27 protein-coding genes are annotated in these 26,210 nt (G+C 29.3%); 14 read left to right on the top strand and 13 right to left on the bottom strand.

Going from position 1 to position 26,210, the window contains the following annotated elements:
• The first annotated feature begins 24 nt into the window (after nucleotides 1–24).
• Nucleotides 25–1,647, top strand: coding sequence for a sulfatase (locus WHD07_RS03265; RefSeq protein ID WP_343330042.1), 1,623 nt, complete (start codon nucleotides 25–27; stop codon nucleotides 1,645–1,647).
• A 108-nt stretch (nucleotides 1,648–1,755) separates the two neighbouring features.
• Here the strand turns inward: WHD07_RS03265 and WHD07_RS03270 are convergent, their stop codons facing one another.
• From WHD07_RS03270 to WHD07_RS03285, 4 genes are all read right to left on the bottom strand, one after another.
• Nucleotides 1,756–2,244 carry a hypothetical protein gene (locus WHD07_RS03270; RefSeq protein WP_343330043.1) on the bottom strand — a complete coding sequence of 163 codons (489 nt, stop codon included), beginning with the start codon at nucleotides 2,242–2,244 and terminating at the stop codon, nucleotides 1,756–1,758.
• A 5-nt stretch (nucleotides 2,245–2,249) separates the two neighbouring features.
• Nucleotides 2,250–2,573, bottom strand: coding sequence for a hypothetical protein (locus tag WHD07_RS03275; protein WP_343330044.1), 324 nt, complete (start codon nucleotides 2,571–2,573; stop codon nucleotides 2,250–2,252).
• A 60-nt stretch (nucleotides 2,574–2,633) separates the two neighbouring features.
• Entirely contained in the window at nucleotides 2,634–3,212 is a 579-nt protein-coding gene (locus tag WHD07_RS03280) for an RNA polymerase sigma factor (RefSeq protein ID WP_343330045.1), read from the bottom strand.
• Nucleotides 3,213–3,295: 83 nt separating this feature from the next.
• Nucleotides 3,296–4,126 (bottom strand): mechanosensitive ion channel family protein, encoded by an 831-nt coding sequence (locus WHD07_RS03285; protein ID WP_343330046.1) that lies wholly within the window; start codon nucleotides 4,124–4,126, stop codon nucleotides 3,296–3,298.
• A gap of 140 nt (nucleotides 4,127–4,266) precedes the next feature.
• Here WHD07_RS03285 and WHD07_RS03290 point away from each other — a divergent pair, with 140 nt between their 5' ends.
• The 5 genes from WHD07_RS03290 to lipA are packed head-to-tail and all read left to right on the top strand — an operon-like array spanning nucleotide 4,267 to nucleotide 8,277.
• Nucleotides 4,267–4,470, top strand: a complete 204-nt coding sequence (locus tag WHD07_RS03290; protein WP_105048905.1) for a membrane or secreted protein — start codon at nucleotides 4,267–4,269, stop codon at nucleotides 4,468–4,470.
• 15 nt (nucleotides 4,471–4,485) lie between these two features.
• A complete protein-coding gene (locus WHD07_RS03295) occupies nucleotides 4,486–5,589 on the top strand; it encodes a glycosyltransferase (protein WP_343330047.1) in 1,104 nt (367 codons plus the stop codon).
• Nucleotides 5,580–6,143 carry an RNA polymerase sigma factor gene (locus WHD07_RS03300; protein WP_105048906.1) on the top strand — a complete coding sequence of 188 codons (564 nt, stop codon included), beginning with the start codon at nucleotides 5,580–5,582 and terminating at the stop codon, nucleotides 6,141–6,143. The genes WHD07_RS03295 and WHD07_RS03300 overlap by 10 nt, the downstream gene beginning before the upstream one ends.
• Before the next feature lie 3 nt (nucleotides 6,144–6,146).
• The gene (locus WHD07_RS03305) at nucleotides 6,147–7,382 is read left to right on the top strand and encodes an Nramp family divalent metal transporter (RefSeq protein ID WP_105048907.1); all 1,236 of its coding nucleotides are present in this window, start codon (nucleotides 6,147–6,149) and stop codon (nucleotides 7,380–7,382) included.
• 25 nt (nucleotides 7,383–7,407) lie between these two features.
• Entirely contained in the window at nucleotides 7,408–8,277 is an 870-nt protein-coding gene (gene lipA, locus WHD07_RS03310; protein ID WP_105048908.1) for a lipoyl synthase, read from the top strand.
• Nucleotides 8,278–8,568: 291 nt separating this feature from the next.
• Here lipA and pheT read toward each other — a convergent pair whose 3' ends face one another.
• Nucleotides 8,569–10,995: a phenylalanine--tRNA ligase subunit beta gene (gene pheT, locus WHD07_RS03315; protein WP_343330048.1), complete on the bottom strand. Its 2,427-nt coding sequence runs from the start codon at nucleotides 10,993–10,995 to the stop codon at nucleotides 8,569–8,571.
• 130 nt (nucleotides 10,996–11,125) lie between these two features.
• Between pheT and WHD07_RS03320 the strand changes: the two genes are divergently transcribed.
• Nucleotides 11,126–13,126 carry an LTA synthase family protein gene (locus tag WHD07_RS03320; RefSeq protein ID WP_343330049.1) on the top strand — a complete coding sequence of 667 codons (2,001 nt, stop codon included), beginning with the start codon at nucleotides 11,126–11,128 and terminating at the stop codon, nucleotides 13,124–13,126.
• 138 nt (nucleotides 13,127–13,264) lie between these two features.
• Here the strand turns inward: WHD07_RS03320 and WHD07_RS03325 are convergent, their stop codons facing one another.
• From WHD07_RS03325 to WHD07_RS03345, 5 genes are read right to left on the bottom strand one after another with little or no spacing between them, the layout of a single operon-like run.
• Nucleotides 13,265–13,840 (bottom strand): phosphatase PAP2 family protein, encoded by a 576-nt coding sequence (locus tag WHD07_RS03325; RefSeq protein ID WP_343330050.1) that lies wholly within the window; start codon nucleotides 13,838–13,840, stop codon nucleotides 13,265–13,267.
• Nucleotides 13,830–14,993 carry a peptidylprolyl isomerase gene (locus tag WHD07_RS03330; protein ID WP_343330051.1) on the bottom strand — a complete coding sequence of 388 codons (1,164 nt, stop codon included), beginning with the start codon at nucleotides 14,991–14,993 and terminating at the stop codon, nucleotides 13,830–13,832. Before WHD07_RS03330 ends, WHD07_RS03325 begins: the two co-directional genes overlap by 11 nt.
• An 11-nt stretch (nucleotides 14,994–15,004) precedes the next feature.
• Complete coding sequence (locus tag WHD07_RS03335) at nucleotides 15,005–15,730, bottom strand: FKBP-type peptidyl-prolyl cis-trans isomerase (RefSeq protein ID WP_343330052.1); 726 nt, start codon at nucleotides 15,728–15,730, stop codon at nucleotides 15,005–15,007.
• A 2-nt stretch (nucleotides 15,731–15,732) separates the two neighbouring features.
• Nucleotides 15,733–16,269, bottom strand: coding sequence for a gliding motility-associated peptidyl-prolyl isomerase GldI (gldI, locus tag WHD07_RS03340; protein ID WP_105048914.1), 537 nt, complete (start codon nucleotides 16,267–16,269; stop codon nucleotides 15,733–15,735).
• Nucleotides 16,259–17,287: a DHH family phosphoesterase gene (locus WHD07_RS03345; protein ID WP_105048915.1), complete on the bottom strand. Its 1,029-nt coding sequence runs from the start codon at nucleotides 17,285–17,287 to the stop codon at nucleotides 16,259–16,261. Before WHD07_RS03345 ends, gldI begins: the two co-directional genes overlap by 11 nt.
• Before the next feature lie 467 nt (nucleotides 17,288–17,754).
• Between WHD07_RS03345 and WHD07_RS03350 the strand changes: the two genes are divergently transcribed.
• Nucleotides 17,755–18,174: a nucleoside-diphosphate kinase gene (locus WHD07_RS03350; RefSeq protein ID WP_343330053.1), complete on the top strand. Its 420-nt coding sequence runs from the start codon at nucleotides 17,755–17,757 to the stop codon at nucleotides 18,172–18,174.
• A gap of 77 nt (nucleotides 18,175–18,251) precedes the next feature.
• Here the strand turns inward: WHD07_RS03350 and WHD07_RS03355 are convergent, their stop codons facing one another.
• The 3 genes from WHD07_RS03355 to recF are packed head-to-tail and all read right to left on the bottom strand — an operon-like array spanning nucleotide 18,252 to nucleotide 20,823.
• Nucleotides 18,252–19,370: a tetratricopeptide repeat protein gene (locus WHD07_RS03355; protein ID WP_343330054.1), complete on the bottom strand. Its 1,119-nt coding sequence runs from the start codon at nucleotides 19,368–19,370 to the stop codon at nucleotides 18,252–18,254.
• 17 nt (nucleotides 19,371–19,387) lie between these two features.
• Nucleotides 19,388–19,684: a DUF721 domain-containing protein gene (locus WHD07_RS03360; RefSeq protein WP_105048918.1), complete on the bottom strand. Its 297-nt coding sequence runs from the start codon at nucleotides 19,682–19,684 to the stop codon at nucleotides 19,388–19,390.
• A gap of 59 nt (nucleotides 19,685–19,743) precedes the next feature.
• Nucleotides 19,744–20,823: a DNA replication/repair protein RecF gene (gene recF, locus WHD07_RS03365; RefSeq protein ID WP_343330055.1), complete on the bottom strand. Its 1,080-nt coding sequence runs from the start codon at nucleotides 20,821–20,823 to the stop codon at nucleotides 19,744–19,746.
• Between the two features lie 88 nt (nucleotides 20,824–20,911).
• Here recF and WHD07_RS03370 point away from each other — a divergent pair, with 88 nt between their 5' ends.
• The 6 genes from WHD07_RS03370 (at nucleotide 20,912) to WHD07_RS03395 (ending at nucleotide 26,209) form a co-directional block, all read left to right on the top strand.
• The gene (locus WHD07_RS03370; RefSeq protein ID WP_343330056.1) at nucleotides 20,912–21,703 is read left to right on the top strand and encodes a tetratricopeptide repeat protein; all 792 of its coding nucleotides are present in this window, start codon (nucleotides 20,912–20,914) and stop codon (nucleotides 21,701–21,703) included.
• A gap of 86 nt (nucleotides 21,704–21,789) precedes the next feature.
• Nucleotides 21,790–22,296 (top strand): 6,7-dimethyl-8-ribityllumazine synthase, encoded by a 507-nt coding sequence (ribH, locus tag WHD07_RS03375; RefSeq protein ID WP_343330057.1) that lies wholly within the window; start codon nucleotides 21,790–21,792, stop codon nucleotides 22,294–22,296.
• Nucleotides 22,297–22,531: 235 nt separating this feature from the next.
• Entirely contained in the window at nucleotides 22,532–22,807 is a 276-nt protein-coding gene (locus WHD07_RS03380; protein WP_105048922.1) for a riboflavin synthase subunit beta, read from the top strand.
• The gene (mutL, locus tag WHD07_RS03385) at nucleotides 22,807–24,624 is read left to right on the top strand and encodes a DNA mismatch repair endonuclease MutL (RefSeq protein ID WP_343330058.1); all 1,818 of its coding nucleotides are present in this window, start codon (nucleotides 22,807–22,809) and stop codon (nucleotides 24,622–24,624) included. Before WHD07_RS03380 ends, mutL begins: the two co-directional genes overlap by 1 nt.
• Nucleotides 24,625–24,626: 2 nt before the next feature.
• Nucleotides 24,627–25,355: a rhomboid family intramembrane serine protease gene (locus WHD07_RS03390; protein ID WP_343330059.1), complete on the top strand. Its 729-nt coding sequence runs from the start codon at nucleotides 24,627–24,629 to the stop codon at nucleotides 25,353–25,355.
• Nucleotides 25,355–26,209, top strand: coding sequence for a rhomboid family intramembrane serine protease (locus tag WHD07_RS03395; RefSeq protein WP_343330060.1), 855 nt, complete (start codon nucleotides 25,355–25,357; stop codon nucleotides 26,207–26,209). Before WHD07_RS03390 ends, WHD07_RS03395 begins: the two co-directional genes overlap by 1 nt.
• Nucleotide 26,210 lies beyond the last annotated feature (1 nt).

Genomic DNA, 26,210 nt, shown 5'->3' on the forward strand with positions numbered 1-26,210 from the left:
ACGAATTGTTCAAACATTTTCAACATGAAAACTAAACTTTTATTAAGTATTTTTTTATTATCATTCTTCGTTTCACATAAGGGATTTACCCAAAACAAGAAAAAACCAAATGTCTTATTTATTGCTGTTGACGACTTAAAAGCAACATTAGGAACTTATGGTTCTAACGTTGTAATATCACCTAATATAGATAAGCTAGCAAGCAATGGTATTCAATTTAACAAGGCCTATGTACAACAAGCCATTTGTGGTCCTTCTAGAGCAAGTGTGTTAACAGGTTCTCGTCCAGAAACCATTAATGTAATCGATTTGTTTCAAGACTTTAGAGACAACAGACCTGGTATTGTTACGCTACCACAACATTTTAAAGAAAACGGTTACGAAACAGTATATTTAGGAAAAGTGTTTCATGGTCAATACACAGATGATGAAATGTCTTGGAGTAGAAAACCTATTAAAGTAAAAGTAGATAAAAATGTACCAGAAACCTCTGGTGGTTATGCGCTTCCAAAAAGTCAATTAGTCTATTTAAAAAACAAAGCAGCCTTAGACGCTAAGTATGGAGAAAAACTAATTCGTGAAAATTGGTTGGCGAAAGGTCCGGTTACAGAAAGTGCAGATGTTCCCGATGAAACTTATGATGATGGTCATAACACACTTTCTGCAATTGCAACCCTAAAAGACTTAGTAAAAAAAGATGATAAACCTTGGTTTTTAGCTTTAGGATTTAAAAAACCACACTTAGATTGGATTGCTCCAAAAAAATATTGGGATTTGTATGATGAAGCAAATATACCAATTGCTACACAAGTAAACCCTCCAAAAGATGGTGCTGCTATGGGATTATCGGAATCATTAGAAGTACGTGTTAGTGCAGATATGCCAAAAACAGGAGCTTTTAGCATTCCTTTACAAAAAAAACTACGTCATGGTTATTATGCTTGTATTAGTTATGTTGATGCTCAAGTTGGTAAAATGATTCAGGCTTTAAAAGATTCTGGTGAGTATGAAAACACCATTATTGTTTTTTGGTCTGACCACGGATTTAATCTTGGAGAAATGGGCTATTGGGGTAAAGCAACCAACTATGAAATAGCAACTAGAGTACCTTTTATTATTTCTGCACCCGGTGTTACCGATAAAACCAAAGGGCAAAAAGCCGATGCATTAGTAGAATTGATAGATTTATACCCTACATTATGTGATTTGGCTGGTTTAACAACACCAAGTAATGCCGAAGGTAAGAGTTTAGTACCAATCTTAAAAAAACCTAGTACTAAATCTCAAAAACCAGCATTTAGTGTATTTCCTACACCTGCTTTAAGAGAATGGGCTGCAAGACCGTTTACACCTCCATTTAGAACCACTTTTTTTCAGCCTTTAATTCAGAAAATTGAAGCTAAGATTAAAGCTCAAATGGGAGATAAATGGAATAGAAATACATACGAAAAGTTTGTAATGGGATATGCCATGAGAACAGATGATTACAGAATTATCATCTGGAAAGACAGAAGAAAACCAAATGACAAACCACTTTTTATAGAACTTTATGATCATAAAAATGATGCAAATGAAACAGTAAATATTGCTGCTAAGAACCCTAAAATTGTAAAAGAACTACTTAAGGAGTTTCATGAAAATTATTAGAACATTGTACTTATATAAAAAAAGATCCAAAACGTTATTGCTTTGGATCTTTTTTTTAAACTAATTTTTCTAATCTTATATTAAATACTTGTACAAGTTTCTATAATCTTACCTTGGTGGTGGCATTCTATCGTTATTATGAGGAGGAGGCATCCTACCATCATTTGGCGGCATTCTATCTCCGCCTCTTATAGCTTCTTTAATTATCTCATCAAACTTTTGCACTTGATCTGCTGTACAAATTTCTCTTACCTGTTTAAAAAATGAAAAAACTTCTGCATCTTTTTTAGCTTGTAAAAGTCCAATTTTTGTGGTTAAAGAATCAATTGTAAAGTTTTCTTTATTAAAGCCATCAAATAAAAAATCTTTTTGATCTTTAAGTTGATCTTCTAGACCTCTCATTACCTGTCTATGCGCTGTATCTAAAGTTCTAAATGCCGCTTTTTGAGTTTCGGTAAAACCCAATTGCTTTGTTAAAAAATTTCTTGTCGGATTATTTCTTTGATTTTCATGGGGCTTTTTTACCACCATAAAAATTAATACTCCATTTAATAGTAATAATAAAATAAGAAGAATTGGAAGTAATTTTGATTTCATGATTTTTAATTTAAAATAGAACTACTATCTGATTGTAAAGAGTATTCTTGTGCAAATGTTTTAATATCTGAGGTAGAACTAGTACTTTGTGACGAGTTGTTAAAAGCATAAAAAATAGTACCAATATTCAATAACAAAACTACACTTAAAGTTGCCAATTGTAATTGTGGTGTAAACCAAGAAAAAACAGGTTGTTTCACTTCCTTTTCAGCTTGTATTTTTTGCAAAACCTTATGCTTAAAAAAGTGATTTACCTCTACCTTTTTTATAGCTTCTAATGATTTAAAAGTATCATCAACTTGCTGGTTTATGTCTTTTTTAGTTTTCATTTTTTTGTGTTCTTAAAACAATACTATTTATTTAGATGCTAGAAATTATAAAAACTTGCACTAATTATCTGATTTATAAAAATTTTCTAATTTTTCTTGTAATCCTTTCTTTGCTCGAAACATTAAAGACTCTACTGACGACAAGCTTTTACCTGTAATTTCTACAATTTCTTGATAGCTTTTATCATCAATCTTTGCCAAGGTAAAAACAACTCTTTGTGCTTCTGGCAAGGTATTTATAGCCTTAAAAATAATGGCAGACTTCTCTTGATTCTCTAATAAAATTCCTGGATGATTAACTTCTGTAAAATAACTGGTTTTATCTAAAGGTATTTCATTACCTAAAATTGTTTGCATAAACGCAAACCTTTTTTTAGTGTTCTTTTTTCTGATGAATTCTAAACACTTATTGGTTGCTATTTTATAAATCCAAGTAGATAATTTAGAATCTCCTTTAAATTTATTTATCGACTTAAACACTTCTAAAAAAACTTCTTGCGCAACATCTTCTGCATCTTCTTTATTAGGAATAAAGGAAATACAGGTACCAAAAACTTTCTGCTGATAATCATCTAAAAGTTGACCAAATGCGGCTTGTTTTCCGGCTTGTAATTCTGCGATAAAATATTTTTCGTTCAAAAGGGGTAATTTATCAAAAAGTAAACATACAAAAAAAGACTGCTTCTTAAAACAGTCTTTTCTAAATATTATGTCTATAAAATTTATTTTGTCATGGTAACCACACGTTGTGGTAAAGGTGCTTCGTAATTTGCATTACCAAGAGCCTGTACAATTTCTTGTCTAGTATCCCAATAAACATCCCAATAATTCTCACAATTTGCATAAGGTAACGCTAACAATTCTACACTATTAACGCCTAAATTATTTACAGCAACTCTTGGTGCATTTGCCCCTTCTTGTAAAACATTTTTATCTTTTTTAAGTACATCTAAAACAATTTTTTTAGCTTTTTCAATATCCGAACCATATCTAATAGCAAACGGCATGTCTATACGTAAATTACCTATTTTAGTTAAATTGGTAATTTTATTTGATGTAATTGCAGAGTTTGGAATAATTTCTGTTTCATTTTGAAACGTTTCTATAACTGTAACAAAAACAGAAATTTCTTTTACAAAACCAAATGCTCCGTTTGTTTTAATTAAATCCCCCACCTTAAATGGTTTAAAAATAAGTAACATAATACCAGAAGCAATATGCCCTAAAGAACCATTAAAAGCCGCACCAATTGCTAAACCAACACCTGCTAATAAAGCTGCAAAAGAAGCCATCGGTAAACCTACAATTCCTGCAATAGAAATAATTAATAATAATTTTAAAATAAACCCAATAGTTGTTAATAGAAAAGGTTGTAAAGTTTCGTCTAATTTTGTTTTTTCAAACGCTTTAGAGATTCCTTTCATAATCATCCTAATAATCCATAACCCTATAATTAAGGCTGCGATAGCACCAATTAATTGAAGTCCCCAATCTGCTAAACCTGAAGAAATTGAATTGTAAAAATTTTTTAAAGCTTCTGTTGTTGTTTCCATTTTATTTTTTTTGATTTTTTTGAAATTTGTTTCAAAATTATGACCCTATTTTCTTTAAAAAGTCACTCTACAAAATATTTAGAGTAGATTTTTAAAAAAGAAAAATAAGAATATGTATCTTTGTAATACAATTATTTATTATGAAATTAATATTTATTACTATAGGTTTATTAGCAGTTGGTGTTGCTGGAATTGCTATTAAAATTTGGGCAAAAAAAGATGGTAAATTTGCAGGTACTTGTGCAAGTCAAAACCCAGTGTTAAACAAAACCGGAGAACCTTGTGGCTTTTGCGGAAAAGCTCCTGATCAGTTTGATTCTTGTGCCGAACCACAACATAATTAATTCCTTTTTTTCTGAATGATTTTATCTGTACTTTTCTACTTATTTGTAGTATTTACAGGAATTCAACTTGTCTATTATTTTCTTTTTTCTTCATTTTTATTTGATACAAAAAAAGATAAAAAAAAAGACGTTGATATTCCTATTTCCGTTATTGTTTGCGCAAAAAATGAAGCTGAAAATCTAAAAAAATTTTTACCTTCAATTTTAAACCAAGCATATACCAATTTCGAAGTTATTTTAATTGATGACGCTTCTTCTGATGAAACTGCTGAAGTAATGGCATCTTTTAAAGAGAAACACGATAATATTAAAATTATTAGTGTTGAAAACATTGAAGCTTTTTGGGGAAATAAAAAATACGCACTTACTCTAGGTATTAAAGGTGCAAAAAATGATCATTTACTATTTACAGATGCAGATTGCAAACCAGTATCTAAATACTGGATTTCTGAAATGGTTAGAAATTTCACTAAAGAAAAAACCATTATTTTAGGATATGGTAAATATAAAAAGGAAAAATCTTTGGTAAACCTTTTTGTAAGATTCGAAACCCTATTAACTGCCATTCAGTATTTTAGTTATGCAAAATTAGGTGCTCCTTATATGGGGGTTGGTAGAAATTTAGCCTATCATAGGTCTGAGTTTTTTAATGTAAAAGGTTTTATAAATCACATACATATTAAATCTGGAGATGATGATTTATTTATTCAAGATGCTGCCACTAAAGAAAACACCACGTTTTCTATCTCTAAAAAAAGTTTTACAGAATCACTAGCCCCAAAAAGCTTTGCAGAATGGTTTCAACAAAAAAGAAGACACATTTCTACGTCTAAACATTATAAAACAAAACACAAATTCTTTTTAGGTTTCTTTTTTGTAACAAAGGTTTTCTTTTATCTTTTAGCAATCATTCTATTTTTCTTGTATTCTTGGAAAATTATATTACCCATCTTTTTAACCTATTATCTGGTTCAATTTATTGTGATAGGATTTTCTTCAAAAAAATTGAACGAACCAACCATTACTTATTTTTTACCTTTTTTAGAAATAGGCTTACTAATTTTCCAATTTTCGATATTTATCACTAATTTGTCGTCAAAACCAAATCATTGGAAATAAACGATTCTAAACTAGAAATAAACATATCTAAAGCCAAAAGCGGAAATCAATCTGCTTTTAGGTATTTATTAGATACTTTTTGGTCTGCAGTTTATAATTATCAATTAAAACGTACGCAAAGCGAAAACGAAGCAGAAGATATTACTATTCAAACCTTTTCTAAAGCTTTTGATAAAATTAATACGTTTGACGAAAAATATGTTTTTAAAACTTGGCTTATTGCCATTTCTAAAAATGTTCATATCGATTTATTACGGAAAAAAAATATTTCTATCGCTGCAGATACTTCTAAAGAGCAAGAAGAAAAAGCTTATTTAGTGGTTGATGAAAGCCCTACCCCAGAAGACAAAATTATTACCGAACAAAATTTAGCAAAATTGTTAAGAGATATCAAACAATTAAAACCTAAATATCAAGAAGTAATTCAGTTACGTTATTTTCAAGAATTATCTTACAAAGAAATTTCAGAACAAATTAACGAACCTATGAATAACGTAAAAGTAAAATTATTAAGAGCAAAAAAATTATTAGCGGAGATCATTAAAAAATCTTAAGCTATGAAAAAATCCTTCTTACACTCTTTAGGACCAGGATTATTATTTGCAGGCGCTGCTATAGGTGTTTCTCATTTAGTACAGTCTACCAGAGCTGGGGCAGAATTTGGCTTTGGTTTACTATGGGCATTGTTGCTAGTGCATATCTTTAAATATCCTTTTTTTCAATTTGGTCCACGTTATGCGGCTGCAACAGGAGAAACCTTATTAGAAGGCTACAAAAAATTAGGAAAAGGTGTTTTAATAACATACTACATTCTTAATTTTGCAACTATGTTTACCATACAAGCAGCGGTAACAATCGTTACTGCCGGTTTAGCATCACAACTTTTTGGCATTACCAATGATTTAGTTTTGTGGTCTACACTCATTATGTTTATCAGTTTGATATTCTTAGTAGTTGGTAAATATAGATTGTTAGATAATTTAATGAAGTTTATCATCATTATTTTAACTCTTAGCACCATTTTGGCAGTAAGTATTGCTTTGTTTAATACTAAAGATACTTTTGATGTTACTCAGATTATTCCATCTGGAGCCGTAGAACTTACTTTTTTAATTGCTTTTCTAGGATGGATGCCTGCACCTTTAGATGTTTCTATTTGGCATTCTATTTGGTCTGTAGAAAAAGACAAAACAAACGTTATAAAAACAAAAAGAACAGCAGCTGTTTTTGATTTTAATGTTGGTTATATAGCCACTTTATTTTTAGGTATTTGCTTTGTGCTTTTAGGTGCTTTGGTAATGTATAAATCCGGAGAAACATTTTCTAATAAAGGAGGTGTCTTTGCTTCTCAATTAATTTATCTATACACAAAAAATTTAGGTAATTTTTCTTATCTACTTATTGCTATTGCTGCTTTTACAACAATGTTTAGCACTACAATTACAACCATGGATGCTTCTCCTAGGGCAATGAATAGAACTACAAAACTATTATTTAATAAGACGTTTAAATTTGGATATTGGTTTTGGATCATTACCTTGTTTTTAGGCACTTTTTTAATCTTAAAATATTTTATGGATGATATGGGGCTACTTATAAAAATAGCCACTATTTTATCTTTTTTAACAGCGCCTTTTTACGCCATTTTAAACTACAAATTAATTACAGGTAAACACACTCCTAAAGAACATCAACCAGGTATTTATTTAAGAATCTTAAGTATTGCCGGCATTGTCTTCTTAATCGGATTTAGTATTTGGTTTTTAAGCAGTATTTCAAACTTTTCTTCGTAAATTTGTTTTTCAATTTAGAAATAAAATGGCAATAGAATCTGTAATACTTCCAGAAAAACAAAAAAAACCCAAATGGCTTCGTGTAAAATTACCTGTGGGTAAAAAATACACCGAATTAAGGTCTTTGGTAGATAAATATAAACTGAATACCATTTGTACTAGTGGAAGCTGCCCAAACATGGGAGAATGTTGGGGAGAAGGAACTGCTACATTTATGATTTTAGGTAATATCTGTACACGTTCTTGTGGTTTTTGCGGTGTAAAAACCGGAAGACCAGAAACCGTAGAATGGGATGAACCAGAAAAAGTAGCTCGTTCTATAAAATTAATGAGCATTAAACATGCTGTTATAACTTCTGTTGATAGAGACGATTTAAAAGATGGTGGATCTATTATATGGGCAGAAACCGTAGATGCTATTCGTAGAGCAAATCCTAAGACTACTTTAGAAACTTTAATTCCAGATTTTCAAGGAAACACTAAACAAATAGATAGAGTTATAGAAGTGCATCCAGAAGTAGTTTCTCATAATATGGAAACTGTAAGAAGGTTAACGAGAGAAGTTAGAATTCAGGCGAAGTACGATAGAAGTTTAGGTGTTTTAAAATACTTAAAAGAAAAAGGCATGCGTACTAAAACAGGTTTAATGCTTGGTTTAGGAGAAAAAGAAGAAGAAGTAATACAAACCATGAAAGATTTACGTGCAGTAAACTGCGATATTCTTACTATTGGTCAATATTTACAACCTACTAAAAATCATTTACCTGTTCTAGAATTTATTACTCCAGAGCAATTTAAAAAATACGAAACTTTAGGCTTAGAAATGGGCTTTATGTACGTAGAAAGTGGAGCCTTAGTTCGTTCTTCTTATAAAGCACATAAACACGCGGTATAACACTTATAACTTAATAACACTTTTGCTAAAAGTTTAATATATTAGCATTATAACTCAGTAAATTTAACGATTCTCAATAGAGAGTCGTTTTTTTTATAAAATAACCGTAAAAAGACTTTTAAATTATCATATCTGTATTTAATGTTTTATTTTTGCAGGGTACTTTAAAAGGTACCCTAAAAACAACTTGATATACTGTTTTTATGCATAAATTTGAATTAATTAATAAAAAAAACCATCTCAAAATGAGATGGTTTTTTTATTACACTATATTTAAAGAATACCTTATAATTATCTTAAAACAGCATCTAAATTCTTTTCGAAAGATTGCTGTAGTTTTTGCATTATTTTATCAATTTGTTTGTCTGCTAACGTTTTTGTTTCATCTTGTAGTAAGAAACTCACTGCATACGATTTTTTGCCTTCAGGTAATTTATCACCTTCATAAACATCAAATAAATCTACCTCTTTTAATAGCTTTCTTTCAGATTGAAAAGCCAAATTATAAACCTCATTAAACGCTACTTTAGTATCTAATAACAAAGCTAAATCACGTTTTACTGCCGGAAACTTAGGGTTTTCAATTACTTTAATTTTCTTATTTCCTACTAAAGTTAAAATAGCATCCCAATTAAAATCAGCAAATAAAACCTCTTGTTTAATTCCAAATTCTTTTAAAACAGCGCCTTTAACCACTCCAAATTCTACCAATTTTATTTTTCCTAATCCTAAAGAAATTCCTTCAGAAAAAATATCTTGTTTGGTTGGTGAAGACTTTAATTTATCAATACCTAATCTACTTAATACAGATGTTATAATTCCTTTTACATAAAAGAAATCAGAAGTTTTGTTAGCAACACTCCAACTTTCTTTTGTTCTGTTTCCGGTAACAAAAAGCGTTAAGTGCTTGTTCTCTTCATATTTTTCTCCGTATTTATGATATGTTTTACCAAATTCATAAAACTGTAAAGAATTATTTTTTCTATTGATATTATAAGCTACCGATTCTAAACCACTAAATAATAAAGACTGACGTAATACTTTTAAATCATTACTTAACGGATTTAACATCGCTACATTAGCTTCTTCATTAATATTCTCTGACAACTCCACATATTCTGGTTTTGTTAAAGAATTGGCCATGGTTTCATTAAAACCTAATGCACTCAATTGATTTGCAATAACATTTTCTATCTTCGTTTCTTTATTAGAATCAAAAGAAATTGATGTATTTAATTTGTGAGAAAACTCAATATTATTGTATCCATAAACTCTTAAGATTTCTTCAATAATATCTGCTTCACGTTGCACGTCTGTTCTATACGAAGGAATTGTTAATCCTAAACCTCCATTAGTTTCACTGTTTATTTTAATTTCTAAAGAAGCTAAAATATTTTTTATGGTTTCTTTAGGAATCTCCTGCCCTATTAATCTATATACATGTTCATAAGACAAAAACACCTGAAAATCTTGAATTTTTAAAGGATAAAAATCAGAAATATCTGACGCTAATTTACCCCCTGCATATTCTTCGATTAACAAAGCGGCTCTTTTTAAAGCATACTCTGTAGTATTAATATCGATACCACGTTCAAAACGGAAAGATGCATCTGTATTTAAACCATGTCTTTTAGCCGTTTTACGAACGCTGACAGGATTAAAGTAAGCACTTTCTAAAAATATTGAGGTAGTATTATTTGTAACACCAGATTTTAAACCACCAAAAACACCTGCTATACATAGTGGGTTAGAGTCTGCATCACAAATCATAATATCTTCTGATGATAATTCTCTTTCTACCTCATCTAAAGTGGTAAACTTTGTACCTTGCTCTAAGGTTTTTACCAAAATTTTATTTCCTTTTATTTTCTGAGCATCAAATGCATGTAAAGGTTGCCCAAGTTCGTGCAATACATAATTTGTAATATCTACAATATTATTTTTAGGCGTAATACCAATAGCTTTTAATCTATTTTGTATCCATTCTGGCGAATCTTTAACCTCTACATCTGTAATGGTAATACCGCAATAGCGAGGAACTAATTCTTTATTTTCTACTTCTACATCTAAACGCAAAGTTCTTTCATCTACATGAAAATTACTTACAGAAGGCGATATCAATTCTAATTTAATATCTTTTTGAATTAATCCTGCACGTAAATCTCTTGCTACACCAAAATGGCTCATAGCATCAGATCTATTAGGTGTTAACCCAATTTCGAAAATATAATCTGTTTCTATTTTAAAAACTTCTGCTGCCGGAGTTCCAACTTTTAATTTTTTATCTAAAACTAAAATTCCATCATGGCCTTTACCTAAACCTAATTCGTCTTCGGCACAAATCATTCCATGACTTTCTTCTCCTCTAATTTTACCTTTTTTAATTTTAAAACCATCACCTTTATCGTCATATAAAGTAGTTCCAATTGTGGCTACAGGTACTTTTTGTCCTACTGCTACATTTGGGGCACCACAAACAATTTGTACTGGCTCTCCAGATCCTAAATCTACTGTAGTTACTTTTAGTCTATCTGCATTGGGGTGTTGTATACAAGTTAATACTTTACCTACAACAATTCCTTTTAAACTTCCTTTAATCGATTCTTTGGTTTCAATTCCTTCCACCTCTAATCCTAAATCGGTTAACAATTCTCCTGTTTTAATAGGTTCCCAATCTACCTGTAAAAATTGTTGCAACCAATTGTATGATATTTTCATGTTCTTCTCTAGGTTTGTTAGCTGCAAATTTACTTAAAATCTAGTTTTTATTATCCTTTTTCATTTTAAAAACGAAAAAATATTTTTAACAATTTTAAAATAAATACCTTTGTAGTCTTAATCATTAATAATGCTACAGAAAATACCTAATTATATCAAATACATTTTTACAAATGTTTTATTTTTATTTCTATATATCCTTATTTTTAGAATCCTTTTTTATCAGTTTTTCGCTCAATTAGAAGAAGTCTCTTCTTCTGAAATTCAAAAAGCTTTTTGGCTTGGTATTCGTTTCGATTTAAAGTTGGCTGTAATTACTTTTTTTCCTTTAGCGGGTTTAATTCTAATTGTTAATTATCAATTTTTTAAAAAGAAAATTTATAAAAAAATTGCCAACCTATATTTAATTTTATGTTATTTAATATTAACACTATTTTTCCTTTTTGATTTTGGCTATTATGATTATTTAAGCATCCGTTTAGATGCTTCTTCTTTACGTTTTCTTAGTAATTTAAAAATATCTAGCCAGGTTTTAGTTGAGAGTTACCCTATTTATAAAGGCTTTCTAGGATTGTTATTGCTTTGTTTTATTATTTATAAATTATCTAAATTTATTTATAACGCTTATACAAATCAAACAAACAAAATTTCTAAAAAAATTAAAACATTCTATTTTATTGGTACTGTTTTACTTTTATCTTACGGAATCTACAACAGCTTAACTCACTACCCTTTACGATGGAGTCAGGCATTTTTTTCTAAAAAGAACGAGGTAAATCAATTTGCTCTAAATCCTGTTTTATACTTTTTTGATAGTTTTGCTTATCGTAATGAAGGAATAGATCTAAAAAGTTTTAAAGATTATTATCCTGTAATGGCTAATTATTTAAACCTACCTAAAGATAAAGTTTCTTTTGAAAGAAAGGTTGTTTTTGATTCTACTTATACTAAAAAACCAAATGTAGTTATTGTAATGATGGAATCTGTTGGCGTTAAACCAATGAGTTATTTTGGAAACCCAATTCATAGTACTCCAAAAATGGATTCTATTATTAAAAAAAGTTTGGTTTTTTCTAACTTCTATGTTCATAAATCAGGAACAGCACCTAGTGTTTTTGCAAGTGTTACTGGCTTGCCAGATATAAATGGTGTTAGAACCGCTTCTAGAAACCCATTAATTCAGGATCAGCGTATAATTTTTGATCAATTTAAAGGTTATGAAAAATTATATTTTTTAGGCGGAAGTGCCAATTGGGCAAATATTAGAAGTGTTTTTCAATCGAATATAAAAGGCTTAAAAATATTTGAAGAAGGCAGCTACAAAACAGAAAAAAGAGCTGATGTTTGGGGAATAGATGATTATGAATTATTTAAAGAATCTAATAAAGAATTAGAAAAATTATCTAAAGAAAACAAACCTTTTATAGCATATATACAAACGGCCTCTAACCACATGCCTTTTACGGTACCAGATGAACAAGAAAGCTATAAGCCTTTAAATGAAAATGAGGTTAGCGATGCTTTGTTAGAAAAGTCTGGTTTTAAATCTGTAGCACAGTTAAATGCATTAAGATATTTAGATTTTAATATTGGTAAATTTTTAGAAAGAGCTAAAAAATCTGGCTATTATGATAATACTATTTTTGCTTTTTTTGGCGATCATAACACGGCTATGAAACGAACCGAAAATTTTACCAAAGAATATGATTTAAATATCCAATTACAACATGTACCTTTCTTTATAAATGCACCTAACTTTGTTAAAACAGGTACAATGACTAAGAATGGAAAATTAATAGATTTGTTTCCAACCATTGCTAGTTTGGCTAAAGTAAATCATACAAATTATACACTTGGTAATAATTTACTAGATTCTCTTCCTAAAAATACGGCTTCTTTTGTTTATCTTAAAAGTAAAGGAGAACCTACTGTTGGTTTAATTCAAGATAGCTTATATTACTCTAAAACCAATATTAGTAAAACAACTGGTTTGTATAATTTAAATACTAAAGAGGTAAAAGATATTCAGAATGAATATCCATTAATTTCAAAGAAAATGGATAGTTTATTATCTGCCTATTATCACTCTACAAAATATTTATACTTAAATAATAAAAAGAAGAAACAATAATATTGTTTTCTGTTGATTAAAAAACCAACTTTAAATAAAGCTGAATTATTAATACTAAAGGTAATTTGGCTTTATTTAAAATAGTTTGAGAATTAAGAACAAACCTTAATTTTAATTTAAGAAAGTTAACTTTTTAATCTACTGGATAAATAGTTTCTTGTCTACCTTCTTAAAAAAGAAGTAATAGATATTTGCAAAAGTAACACCTACAATAATTCCTACAGAAATATCAATAGGAAAATGTACGCCTAAATACAATCTACTATAAGCAAAAATTAAGGGCCAAAATAAAACAAAATAAATGTATTTGTATTTATCTTTTAAAAGTAAGACTACAAAAACAGAGAAAAATGTAGATGTAGTTGCATGACCAGACATAAAACTATAACTCTGAGGGTTAATGAGCGTTCTTAATAAGTGTTTTATTTCTGGATCGTTATTCGGACGTAAACGTTGTACCGAATTTTTTATAAGGTTTGTAAATTGATCTGAAAATGCCACCAATAAAATCATGGCAAGTATCATAACACCACCACGTTTCCAACCAAAAGCTTTAATTGTTAAATAAAAAATAAAAAGGAACAATGGGCTCCAATAAAGTTGATTGGTAATTACCAACCAAAATGGGTCCCATTGTTCACTTCCTAAATTGTTTAGAAAAACTAATAAATTCTTATCAAAATGTATAATGCTTTCTAACAAATTATTTTCCAATTTTTAATACTTCAATTTCAAAAACTAAATCTGATTTTGCAGGAAAAGGACCGTATTTTTCTTCTCCATACCCTAAATAGTATGGAATAAATAAACGTACCTTTTCTCCTTCATTCATGGTTAAAACACCTTCTTTAAAACCAGCAATCATAGGTCTTTGAGCATCATCTAACTGACACACAAAAGGAGCTGCATTAGTATCTGAAGTAGATTGAATTTTTTTACCGTCTGCCGTATACAACGTGTAATGAATAGACAATGGTTTATTATCAACTATTTTTTTACCAGAAGTTTTCTTTAACTTTAATATTCGAAGTCCAGAAGATGTTTTTACAGCTTTGGCCTCATCCATTTTAGCTAAAAAGGCAGCTTTTTCAACCAAATAATTCGCATATCTAGCTTTTTCAACTTCCTCTTCTGCTTTTTTATGATCTTTTTCTGAATTTTCAAATTTTACCAATTCAGTATCAAAAACATTTGCAGCGTTAAAGTTATTGGCTTTAGCTCCTAGTTTAATAATCTTTACAGTTAAAATAGTATCTTTTTGTACAATACTATTTACAACAGCCATTCTTGTAGAGTCTATTGCTTTTTTTAACTGTAAAGAATCTTTAATTTTACTTTTTAATTCTTTTAACTGAACAGAATTTATAACAGTTTTACCAAATACGGTATGTTTACCATCTAAATGAGGTATTGCTTTGTGTGTTATAAAAAACTGAGTGTTATTAGTGGTTGGTCCCGCATTTGCCATAGAAAGAATACCTTTATCATTATGTCTATACATTAAATTTCCATCTTCACTCTTTGGAAATTCATCACCAAAAACATAACCTGCATCTTTTCTACCATTTGCCGTAAAGCCACCACCTTGAATTACAAAATTATCTACAACTCTATGAAAGATAACACCTTCATAAAAGTCTTTCCCTTTTAAAGAATCTACCAACTTACTATTTGTTCCTTCTACAAGAGAAACAAAATTTGCAACTGTCATTGGTACGTTTTCTGCATATAATTCTACTAAAACTTCTCCTTTATTGGTTAAAATTTCAGCATAAACACCATCTTTAAGTTCTTTGTACTTTTCTGGTGTAGTTTTACATGCTGTTAATAAAACAACAAATGCAATTAAGTATTTTAAATTCTTCATCAATGGTATTCTTATTTAATTTCTAATAATTCTACTTCAAAAATTAATGTAGAAAAGGGCTTAATATCAGCTCCTTTTTCTTGTGCTCCATAAGCTAATTCTTGAGGAATAAAGAATTTGTATTTAGAACCTACATTCATTAATTGTACACCTTCTGTCCAACCTTTAATTACTTGATTTAAACCAAATTCAGCTGGAGTTCCTCTATCAACAGAGCTATCAAAAACTTTACCATCTATAGTAGTACCATGGTAATGAACTTTAACTTTAGCAGTTGGTCCTGCTGGTTTATCTCCTTTACCTTCTTTTAAGATAATATATTGTAAACCACTATCTGTAGTAACAACACCTTCTTTAGTTTTGTTTTCTTCTAAAAAAGCTATTCCTGCTTTTTTGTTTTCTCCAAACTTAGCCTCTGCTTCTTTAGCCATTTTTTCTTGCTGCTCTTTCATTTGTTCAGCTTGTTTCTTTTGAAAATATGGGCTTATTACTTTCTGAATATCTTTAATATCAATTAATAAGTTAGTTGAATCTAATCCGTTTCTAATAGCTTGTGTTAAAACATCTTCATTAACTTCTTTAAAACCTTGTTTTAATTGACTAGACATTGTTAAACCAATAGCATAACTAACAGAATCTATTTCTGTTTCTAACGATTTTACTTCTTTTACTTGGTTACCACAAGAAACCATAGATGCTACAACTGCAATTGCTAAAACACTTTTTATTACTTTCATTTTTAATTATTTATATTGATTAATGTTACTGTACTTTTTATTGATTGATTAATTCCTATTTTATTACCATCGCCAGAAAGCCCAAAAGCATTGTATGACGGAATGACAAATGTAATGGTTTCTCCTATTTTCATCAACTTTATTCCTGTTTGAAGTGCAGAAATAAAATCTTCTTTATCTACTTTGTACTGTTTTAAACCCAATTCTTTTTTACTGTAAATTACAGTATCCTGTAAGTCTGTTATATTATATGATAAAGTTACAGTGTTTCCTGCTTTAGGAGTTGGAAGATTTTCTTCTATTTTATTGATATAGGTATACCAAAAACCATTGGGAGAAACTTTATACGTGTTTGTAGAATCTTTTCTAATTACCGATAAAATTTTTTCTTCCTCGATTTTATTTAACCTAATAGACTGATTAATGGTTTCCTTTAAAACAGTCGTAGAAGGTTTTACCATAATAGGTCTTCTTGGTTCTGCTTTTTTAGAACAAGCTAAACACAAAAGACTTGTAAAAATTAAAATTTTAATTTTCATATGAAACTTCTAATTCTTTTTGATATTGTGGTAATAAAGTAACAAATTTTGTTACTGTTTCTTCTAATGAAACGTCAGACCTTCCTCCGGCAGCATTATCATGTCCTCCTCCAGAAAAATGATTTCTAGAAAATTGATTTACAGAAAAGTTACCTTTAGATCTAAAAGAAATTTTTATAATTCCTTGTTCTGTATCTTCAATAAAAATTGCGGCAAAAATAATTCCTTTTAAAGAAAGTGCATAGTTTACAACACCTTCGGTATCTCCTTTTTGAAAATCGAAACGCTTTTTTTCTTCTGACGTTAATGTAATATATGCTGTTTTGTAAGTTGGTAAAATTTGTAAATTACTTAACGCTTGTCCTAATAGCAATAATCTATTATAAGAATTCGCATCATACACATTATTGTGTATTTTATCATTTTGGGCACCTTTATCAATTAAAGAAGCTATAATTCTATGGGTTGTGCTTGTGGTAGATCTAAAACGAAAAGAGCCTGTATCTGTCATTATACCTGTATACAAACAAGTAGCAATATCTGCATCAATTAAATCTAAATCGTTATTTAATTCTATAAATTGATACACCATTTGGCATGTAGAACAAATAGTCACATCAGAATACATGTATTTTACATCATCTGGTTGTTGATGATGGTCTATCATTGCAAAATCGTTTGGGTATTTTTCTAACGTTTTCTGCATATCAGAACCTACTCTATGCAAAGCATTAAAGTCTAATAAAAAAATAATGTCTGAAGCATTTATTGCTTTTTGAGACTGACTATTTTGCCAATCGAAACGATATGTTGTTTCTGAACCTGGTAACCAATGTAAAAACTCTGGATACTCATTAGGTACCACAACCGTTGCTTGATGTCCTTTTTTATCTAAATAATGTTTTAATGCCAAGGTACTCCCCATAGCATCTCCATCTGGGTTTCTATGCCCAACAATTACAATATTTCTTGATTGATCAAGAAAACTTTTTAAGTCTTCAAATCCTTTTAAAATCATAAGTGGCGAATATACAATTTAATAACATTGTTCAAAATAAATTTTGTCTTACATTTCTGTTAAACTTAAACATTTAAGCTTTAAATACGGCTATAAAATCAAGCTTTTTTACACCAATTATTAAGTACTTTTTTTTTATCATAAAACAAAAAATAAAGAAAATAGTTTCTGATAAAATATTAAAAATAAAGTGTTCTTTTTAATATTTTTATCAGAATACATGTTTTAAGTTATTTAATTGTTCTCGATACAATTTTTAATACCTAAAAATCACTCGAACAGACATTTTAGAGTTTAAAAGGTCTAAATGCACAACAGGTATATTTATTTCTAAAATAATAGATAAATTAAAAAAGGGTTATGAAATCATAGAAGTACTAAATTAAGAACAAGAAATGTTACTAATTTAAGCATAACTTGTAGTTTACATTAAAAAATGTACTTTTGCCAAAATTTTAAAAAATAAAATGGCAACAAACAGAACATTTACAATGCTTAAACCAGATGCTGTAGAAAACGGACATTCTGGCGCTATATTAGAAAAAATTAATGCTGCAGGATTTAGAATCGTAGCTCTTAAAAAAACTCAAATGACAAAAGCTGATGCTGAGACTTTTTATGCAGTGCATAATGAGCGTCAGTTTTTTGGAGAACTAGTTGAGTTTATGACACGTGGACCAATTGTAGCTGCAATCTTAGAAAAAGAAAATGCTGTAGAAGATTTTAGAACTTTAATTGGTGCTACAAATCCTGCGGATGCTGCTGAAGGAACTATTAGAAAAATGTATGCTACTTCTATGGGAGAAAATGCTGTACATGGTTCTGATTCTGATGAAAATGCAGAAATCGAAGGAAACTTTCACTTTTCTGGAAGAGAGCAATTTTAAGGGTTTATCAAAAATCTTAGAAAAATTATATTTTAAAAAACTCACAACTTTCGTTGTGAGTTTTTTTTGTTCTTGTACTATTCTGATAAACAATATTCCTTTCGCAAATCTTCTACTTCATTTGTATTATAAGTTTTATCGTACTTATGTTCTTTGGCTTTAGACAAGGCACTACAAGCTTTATTCAATTGATTACCCCCTATGTAAACTAAAGATAAACATCTATAAGCGTACGAATTAACCTCATTTTCTTCCAATGCTTTTTGTAAATCTTTAATAGCTTCTTCTGCTCTTCCTAATTTATGATATATTTCACCTCTTGTTGCCCAAATAGTTTTTTCTACCGAAATGTCTTTTTCTAATAACTTATGACTTCTTTTATCTGCTATCGTTTTTTCAATAAAATATAAAGCCTTCGCATAATCTCCTGTTTCTAAGTAAAGCTTCGCTTTATTAAAAAAGGCATAATAATTATTTGGGTTAATTTCATGACATTTATTTAAATACTCTAAAGCTAAATCATACTCTTTAATCCTTAATAATAACCAACCTAAGTTATTTAAAACAGCCTGATTATTTCCATCTATAGCTAAAGCTTTATAATTATACATTAATGCTTTTTCATAATCTTCAATAGCGGTATAAGCTATGGCTAAACTATGGTATATACTTCTTTCTGCAGAAAACCTTATTTTATTTGGACTTAATTTAGAAAGAATAAAATTAAAATCCTCTAAAGATTCATCATAGAAACCAAGTCCAGAGTTTAATTTACCTCTTCTAAAGGTCCATGTTAAGTTATCCTTTCCATAAGGTAAAATAGCATTACATATTCCTATTTTTTTATATGCTTTTTTACCTTTAACAACTTCTCCTTCTAAAGTATAATCAACACGTTTTTTTACTTTATCATTTTTATACTTCCAAACCGTTTTAACCTGACCGTTAGGAAAATAAAAATTAGCAATACTATCATGATACCCTTTAGCGTTAAATACATAGTTAGACCTTAAAGCACCACTTTTATAAAAAGTTTTATACCCTAAAAGTTTTCCAGACTTAAAACTTCTTGTAACTCTTAAATTACCATTTTCATAATAAGATTTAGCTGGTAAATCTTTATAAAGTTTAGCTCTTTGAGAAAAACCAAATAAAGGGGATAATAATATAAAAAGACTAACTATAAATTTATTCACATTCTTATTTATTTTAATTACATCAACACCACTTTAGAAATCAGATCATCACCTATTTCTTCATTCATCATTTTTACAATTTTATCTTTACCATAACTTAACTCTTCTCTTAAAACAGAAGAATTTAAGTTAACTACCAAAGTTTTATTTTGCAATTTCACAGAAGTTGTATGAGTAGCAACTCCGGGTCCCATCATTTTATTCCAAGTTTCTTCTATCTTTATTTTTTGCATTCCCTTACTCAAGTTGTTTTCCTTGATAAAAAATTGCATTAAATCTTTTACTGAAAATGAATCGTTTTCTCTTTTTGCCATTATTATGGATATTGGATATTTATTAACAGATTACTTCGTCACTTTTACTCGTAATGACATTATAACTTAAAAATCTGATATTCTTTACTTCCTTGTTTTAATATATTTTCTGTTCTTTCAAAATGAGTGTCTGTTATAAATATTTGTCCAAATTCATCATTATTTACCAAATCTATAATTTGAGATACCCTATTTTCATCTAATTTATCAAAAATATCATCTAATAATAAGATAGGAATCACTTTAGATTGTTGTTTGATAAACTCAAACTGCGCCAATTTTAATGCAATTAAATACGATTTTTGCTGTCCTTGAGACCCAAATTTTTTAATCGGGTATTCTCCAATATCAAAACTCAAGTCATCTTTATGTATTCCCGATGTTGTATACTGTATAATCTTATCTTTTACCAAATATTTTTGCAATAAGTCTTTCATTTCAAAATCATGCAACTGACTTTTATAAGCTAAATTAACAAGTTCTTTATCCCCAGAAATTATTTGATATTTTTCATTAAATATAGGTATAAATTCTTCTAAAAACTGTTTTCTAACCTCATAAATTCGAGTACCAAATTCAGAAAGTTGCTCATCATAAACACTTAAATTTAAAGCATCAAAAGTTCTATTAGCTGCAAAATATTTTAACAATGCATTTCTTTGAGAAAGCACCTTATTATAAGACAATAAATCTTTTAAATAGGTTTTGTTTTGTTGAGAAATAACACCATCTATAAATTTTCTTCTCGTATCACTTCCTTCGGTAACCAAATCTCTATCCGCAGGCGAAATAATAACCAAAGGTAACTGACCGATGTGTTCAGAAAACTTCTCGTAGCTTTTTCCATTTCTTTTTAAAACCTTCTTTTGACCTTTTTTAAGACTGCATACTATTTTTTCGTTTCTATCATTTAAAAGGTAATCTCCTTCTATCATAAAAAACCCTTCTCCGTGCCTAATATTCTGAACAGCGACAGCATTAAAGTAACTTTTTGTAAAAGATAAGTAATAAATAGCATCTAACACATTGGTTTTTCCAATACCATTATTACCCACAAAACAATTTATTTTCTTCTGAAAATCAAAAGATTGCGACTCTATATTTTTAAAATTAAGCAAAGAAATTTTCTGTAAATACATGAATAGAATTTGATATTGAAAACGTTTTGCAAATTATTGAAAATTTAGGGAATTATCCGCTTTTAAAATCCAATTAAAAAAACTATTTTTGTCGCCACTAATTTTTAAGGAAAACATGGCTACATACAAGAAGAAATATAAAGCAGAAGGTAAAAAAGAAGAAAATCAAGTTGATGAATCTGAATTTGAAACAGCAGGAGTCTTAAATACATTAGACGAAACAGCTTCTAAATCAGAACAATGGATTGAAAAAAATAACAAACCTTTGTTTTTTGCATTAATAGCAGTTGTTGTAATATTTTTAGGATACTTAGGATATCATAAATATGTAGTACAACCAAATGAATTAGAAGCTTCTAACGAGTTAGCTTTTCCTAGAAAATATTTTGATGAAGCAGCAACAGCTGGTTCTGGAATAGACTCTTTATTAACTTTAGGTTTAGAAGGTGCAGATGGAAAATACGGTTTCTTAGACATCGCAGATTCATTTAGTGGTACAGATGCTGGTAATTTAGCTAACTATTACGCTGGTGTTTCTTACTTACAAATGAAAAAATATGACAAAGCAATTGAATTTTTAAGTAAATTTAATTCTGACGATGAAATGTTGGGCCCTGTTTCTATAGGTGCAATTGGAGATGCTTTTGCAGACATCAATCAATTAGACGATGCTTTAGACTATTATGAAAAAGCCGCTAATAAAAAAGATAATGATTTTACATCACCTTTATATTTATTTAAAGCAGGACAAACTGCTATGGAATTAAAGAATTTTGGTAAAGCAGAAACATTATTCACAAAAATTAAAGAAAACTACTCTAACTCTGATCAAGGTAGAGATATAGAAAAATATATAGCAGCAGCTAAATACGCTAACTAAAATAGCTTGCAGTAAAACAGTAGCGGTTGGCAGTAAATTACAATTACTGACTGCAAACTGAATACTACAGACTGAATACAAAAAACATGGCTACAACTAATTTATCAGTTTACGATAAAGCAACAATCCCAAATGCGAAATCTTTTCGATTTGGGATTGTTGTTTCTGAATGGAATTCAGAGATTACAGAGAATTTACAAAAAGGTGCAATTGAAACTTTATTAGATTGCGGTGCAACTAAAGAAAACATTATTTCTTGGAATGTTCCAGGAAGTTTTGAATTGGTTTATGGTTGTAAAAAAATGATTGCATCGCAACAAGTTGATGCTATTATAGCTATTGGAAATGTAATACAAGGAGAAACAAAACATTTCGATTTTGTTTGCGAAGGTGTTACCCAAGGTATAGTAGATTTAAATGTAAAATACGATGTACCTGTAATATTTTGTGTGTTAACAGACAACACAAAACAACAATCTTTAGACAGATCTGGAGGTAAATTAGGTAACAAAGGTACAGAATGTGCTGTGGCTGCCATAAAAATGGCTGCTCTTAAAAATATTGATACCAATACAGAAAGTATAGGCTATTAATTGAAGCTACTTTGCTTCAATTTTTTTTTAAATTTTATAGAGATATTGGTATTTTAAAATTCACTGTAATTTTTATACCAATACTATTTTAAAAAATACAATAGTAGATTTTAAGAATACTTTTAACAGGTTTATTTGAGGGATTAAGTATAATTCTGTAAATTTGATTTGCTTATACCTTTGGTACAATTGTTGATTTTTTTCTAAATCATTATAAACCAATAACTCTAATACTATGGGATTCTTAAAACGTACACATAACAAATTCGATTACCAACCCCGTTATTATAAAGGAGAAGGAAGTCCTTATAAAATTGAACATAAATTAGATCAATTTAGAAAAACTGCGGGTAAAAACAAAGGAATTAAAGCTAAATTTGGTGATGCAATTGAAGATTTAAAAAACTCAGATAAAGGGGTAAATAGAACACTTTTTATCATCATTGCAATTTTAGTACTTATCTTTTTATACATCATAGATTTCGATTTATCTATTTTCAAGAGAAATTAATGTCTGATATTATTCAACTATTACCAGATCATGTTGCTAACCAAATTGCTGCAGGAGAAGTCGTTCAACGACCTGCTTCTGTAGTAAAAGAGTTATTAGAAAACGCAATTGATGCTGGTGCAACCAACATAAAACTTTTATTAAAAGACGCCGGTAAAACGTTAATTCAAGTAATTGATGACGGTAAAGGAATGAGCGCTACAGATGCAAGATTGTGTTTTGAGCGTCATGCAACTTCTAAAATACAAAAAGCAGAAGATTTATTTAATCTTTGCACCAAAGGTTTTAGAGGAGAAGCATTAGCGTCTATTGCTGCCATTGCACATGTAGAGTTAAAAACAAAACAAGACAACGAAGAGCTTGGTACGTCTATAAAAATTGAAGGCAGTAAAATTGTGTCTCAAGATTTTGTTTCTACAAGCAAAGGAACAAGTATTGCTGTAAAAAACTTATTTTACAACATTCCTGCTAGAAGAAACTTTTTAAAATCTGATACTGTAGAAACCCGTCATATTGTAGATGAATTTCAAAGAGTTGCCTTGGCACACCCAAACATAGCTTTTTTAATGCATCATAATAACAATGAGGTATACCATTTAAAAGGCAGTAATTTAAGAAAACGTATTGTAAGTGTTTTCGGAACTAAAATGAATGAAAAATTAGTTCCCATAAATGAACAAACAGACATTGTTGGTATAGAAGGTTTTGTTGCAAAACCAGAATTCTCTAAAAGAAAAAGAGGAGAACAATTCTTTTTTGTGAATGATCGTTTTATAAAAAGTTCGTACTTAAATCATGCTGTAGTAAATGCCTTTGATGGCTTACTAGAACAGGGTTCGCATCCCTCCTATTTTTTATACTTAACAGTACCTGCAAATACCATAGACATTAACATTCATCCTACAAAAACAGAGATAAAGTTTGATAATGAAAAAGCGTTGTATGCCATGTTAAGAGCCACTGTAAAACACAGTTTAGGCCAGTATAATGTAGCGCCTCTTTTAGATTTTAATAGAGATGCTAACTTAGATACGCCTTATCATTTAAACACAAAAACTACATCAGCAAAAACGCCTAGAATTTCTGTTGATCCAGATTTTAATCCGTTTAAAGAAGAAGCTATAAAACAGGTTCATACACCGTTTAAAAAAGAACCTCAAACAGAAAGTTGGGAATCCCTATACACTTCTTCTATAGAAATTACAGATGAGGAAAAGCAATCGGAATTATTTGACAATCAGCAAGAAATAAAAACGCAAAAAACATTTCAAATTCAGCGTAAATATTTACTAAGTTCAATAAAATCTGGCGTGGTTTTAATCAACCAATCTTTAGCGCATCAGCGTATTTTGTACGAAGAGTTTTTAGAAAGCATTACTGTAAAAGAAGCTAACAGTCAGCAATTATTGTTTCCTGTTAAAATTTCTTACTCATCCGCAGAGATAGAAATGATTTATACAATTAAAAACGAATTAGAAAATGCTGGTTTTTCTTTTGATGAATTTACAAAAGATAGCGTTACCATAAAAGGAATACCCGTTTCTGTAACAGAAAGCAAAATAACGATTATATTAGAAGAATTATTAAATGATATCGATTTAGAAGTACCAGACGCTAGTTTTAGTCATTTTGATGTAATGGCAAAATCATTTGCTAAAACATTATCTATAAAAACAGGCACACAACTTTCTGAAAAAGAACAAGAAGGTTTGGTTAATGATTTATTTTCGTGCAAAGAACCCGATGTATCTCCTTTTGGAAAACCCGTTTTTAAAACACTAACATTAAACGAAATAGACAATCTATTTAACAGTTAAAAATGAATAATAAAATTACAGGTGCTATAAAACATTTAATTATAATTAACGTTATTATTTTTGTTGCGCCACAACTTTTAAAGTTAGATTTTACAAATGTTTTAGCGTTGCATTTTCCAGAAAACAAACATTTTGGCATTTGGCAATACGTTACACATATGTTTATGCATGGTAGTTTTAGCCATATTTTATTTAACATGTATGGTTTATGGGCTTTTGGCACACCTTTAGAACAAATGTGGGGAAAAAATAAATTTATATTCTTCTATTTTTCTGCAGGATTAGGTGCTGGATTAATCTATACCTTGGCAAATTACTATCAATTTAATGGTATTTATGACCAATTGATAAATTTTGGTCTTTCGGCTAGCGACATACAAAATATTTTAAATGCAGGTAGTTATAACGATCCAAGAATTGCTATATCAAATGAAGAAATGATTAAATTCTATAATTTATATCATACACCTGCTGTAGGTGCATCTGGTGCAGTTTATGGTGTGTTAGTTGCTTTTGGTATGTATTTTAAAGATGCCAAATTAGCGCTGATATTTTTCCCTGTACCAATAGCCGCAAAATATTTTATTCCTGTAATGATTTTAGGTGATTTGTTTTTTGGTATGACCAAATATTCTATTGGAAACATTGCCCATTTTGCACATGTTGGAGGTGCATTAATTGGTTTTATCATTGCTTGGTATTGGAAAAAAAATCAATTTAAATTTAGTTAATGAGTTTTATAGACGACATAAAATTACGCTACAAAAACGGAAATATCGTAGAAAAATTAATCTACGTTAACATTGCTGTGTTTATATTTACGTTACTTATTTCTGTTTTTCAAGATTTATATAAAGGACAAATTAATTGGGTTGTAGAATGGTTTTCTTTAGATGATAACTTCTCTTCTCTGTTGTATAAACCTTGGACACTTATTACTTATGGTTTTTTACATGCAGATTTTTTACATATTCTTTTAAACCTTGTTACTTTATATTTTATTGGTAATTTGTTTATAGAATACTTTACTCAAAAACAACTATTAACTTTTTACTTATTAGGTACCTTTTTTGGAGGTCTCTTATTTATGGTTAGTCTTAATTATTTTCCTTTATTTCAAGGACAATCATCAATGTTAGTTGGTGCTTCTGCCGGTATTTCCGCCATATTTATAGGAATAACCACCTACATACCTAACTATCAATTAAAAGTTCGCTTTATTGGTTTTGTAAAGCTTTGGCATTTTGCTGCAATTTGGGTTGGTTTAGACATTTTAGCTTTATCTGGCGGAAATGCTGGTGGCCATTTTGCACATTTAGGAGGCGCATTATTCGGTTTTTTATATGTAAAAAAAGCAGCAAACAAAGAAATAAAACTTTGGGATCAATTATCGTCTATTTTTTCAGTAAAAAAGAAACCACTAAAAACGGTATATAAATCACCTAAAAAAACAACTAATTCAGTAAAAAACACTTCCTTAAACCAACAACAAATAGACCATATTTTAGATAAAATTAGTAAATCTGGGTATGATACATTAACAAAAGCAGAGAAAGAGTTTTTATTTAAACAAGGAAGAAAATAAC

Origin of the sequence: Polaribacter staleyi (assembly GCF_038024045.1) — a bacterium.
In the GTDB taxonomy this organism is placed as follows: Bacteria; Bacteroidota; Bacteroidia; order Flavobacteriales; family Flavobacteriaceae; genus Polaribacter; species Polaribacter butkevichii.

Bases quoted from the DNA above. Each gene is read 5' to 3' on its own strand.
- mutL (WP_343330058.1), top strand. From the start codon at position 22,807: ATGTCTGATATTATTCAACTATTACCAGATCATGTTGCTAACCAAATT.
- WHD07_RS03360 (WP_105048918.1), bottom strand. From the start codon at position 19,684: ATGGCAAAAAGAGAAAACGATTCATTTTCAGTAAAAGATTTAATGCAA.
- gldI (WP_105048914.1), bottom strand. From the start codon at position 16,269: ATGAAAATTAAAATTTTAATTTTTACAAGTCTTTTGTGTTTAGCTTGT.
- WHD07_RS03345 (WP_105048915.1), bottom strand. From the start codon at position 17,287: ATGATTTTAAAAGGATTTGAAGACTTAAAAAGTTTTCTTGATCAATCA.
- WHD07_RS03350 (WP_343330053.1), top strand. From the start codon at position 17,755: ATGGCAACAAACAGAACATTTACAATGCTTAAACCAGATGCTGTAGAA.
- WHD07_RS03295 (WP_343330047.1), top strand. From the start codon at position 4,486: ATGATTTTATCTGTACTTTTCTACTTATTTGTAGTATTTACAGGAATT.
- WHD07_RS03290 (WP_105048905.1), top strand. From the start codon at position 4,267: ATGAAATTAATATTTATTACTATAGGTTTATTAGCAGTTGGTGTTGCT.
- WHD07_RS03395 (WP_343330060.1), top strand. From the start codon at position 25,355: ATGAGTTTTATAGACGACATAAAATTACGCTACAAAAACGGAAATATC.
- WHD07_RS03265 (WP_343330042.1), top strand. From the start codon at position 25: ATGAAAACTAAACTTTTATTAAGTATTTTTTTATTATCATTCTTCGTT.
- pheT (WP_343330048.1), bottom strand. From the start codon at position 10,995: ATGAAAATATCATACAATTGGTTGCAACAATTTTTACAGGTAGATTGG.
- WHD07_RS03275 (WP_343330044.1), bottom strand. From the start codon at position 2,573: ATGAAAACTAAAAAAGACATAAACCAGCAAGTTGATGATACTTTTAAA.
- WHD07_RS03320 (WP_343330049.1), top strand. From the start codon at position 11,126: ATGCTACAGAAAATACCTAATTATATCAAATACATTTTTACAAATGTT.
- WHD07_RS03285 (WP_343330046.1), bottom strand. From the start codon at position 4,126: ATGGAAACAACAACAGAAGCTTTAAAAAATTTTTACAATTCAATTTCT.
- WHD07_RS03380 (WP_105048922.1), top strand. From the start codon at position 22,532: ATGGGATTCTTAAAACGTACACATAACAAATTCGATTACCAACCCCGT.
- WHD07_RS03335 (WP_343330052.1), bottom strand. From the start codon at position 15,730: ATGAAAGTAATAAAAAGTGTTTTAGCAATTGCAGTTGTAGCATCTATG.
- WHD07_RS03330 (WP_343330051.1), bottom strand. From the start codon at position 14,993: ATGAAGAATTTAAAATACTTAATTGCATTTGTTGTTTTATTAACAGCA.
- WHD07_RS03390 (WP_343330059.1), top strand. From the start codon at position 24,627: ATGAATAATAAAATTACAGGTGCTATAAAACATTTAATTATAATTAAC.
- WHD07_RS03305 (WP_105048907.1), top strand. From the start codon at position 6,147: ATGAAAAAATCCTTCTTACACTCTTTAGGACCAGGATTATTATTTGCA.
- WHD07_RS03270 (WP_343330043.1), bottom strand. From the start codon at position 2,244: ATGAAATCAAAATTACTTCCAATTCTTCTTATTTTATTATTACTATTA.
- lipA (WP_105048908.1), top strand. From the start codon at position 7,408: ATGGCAATAGAATCTGTAATACTTCCAGAAAAACAAAAAAAACCCAAA.
- recF (WP_343330055.1), bottom strand. From the start codon at position 20,823: ATGTATTTACAGAAAATTTCTTTGCTTAATTTTAAAAATATAGAGTCG.
- ribH (WP_343330057.1), top strand. From the start codon at position 21,790: ATGGCTACAACTAATTTATCAGTTTACGATAAAGCAACAATCCCAAAT.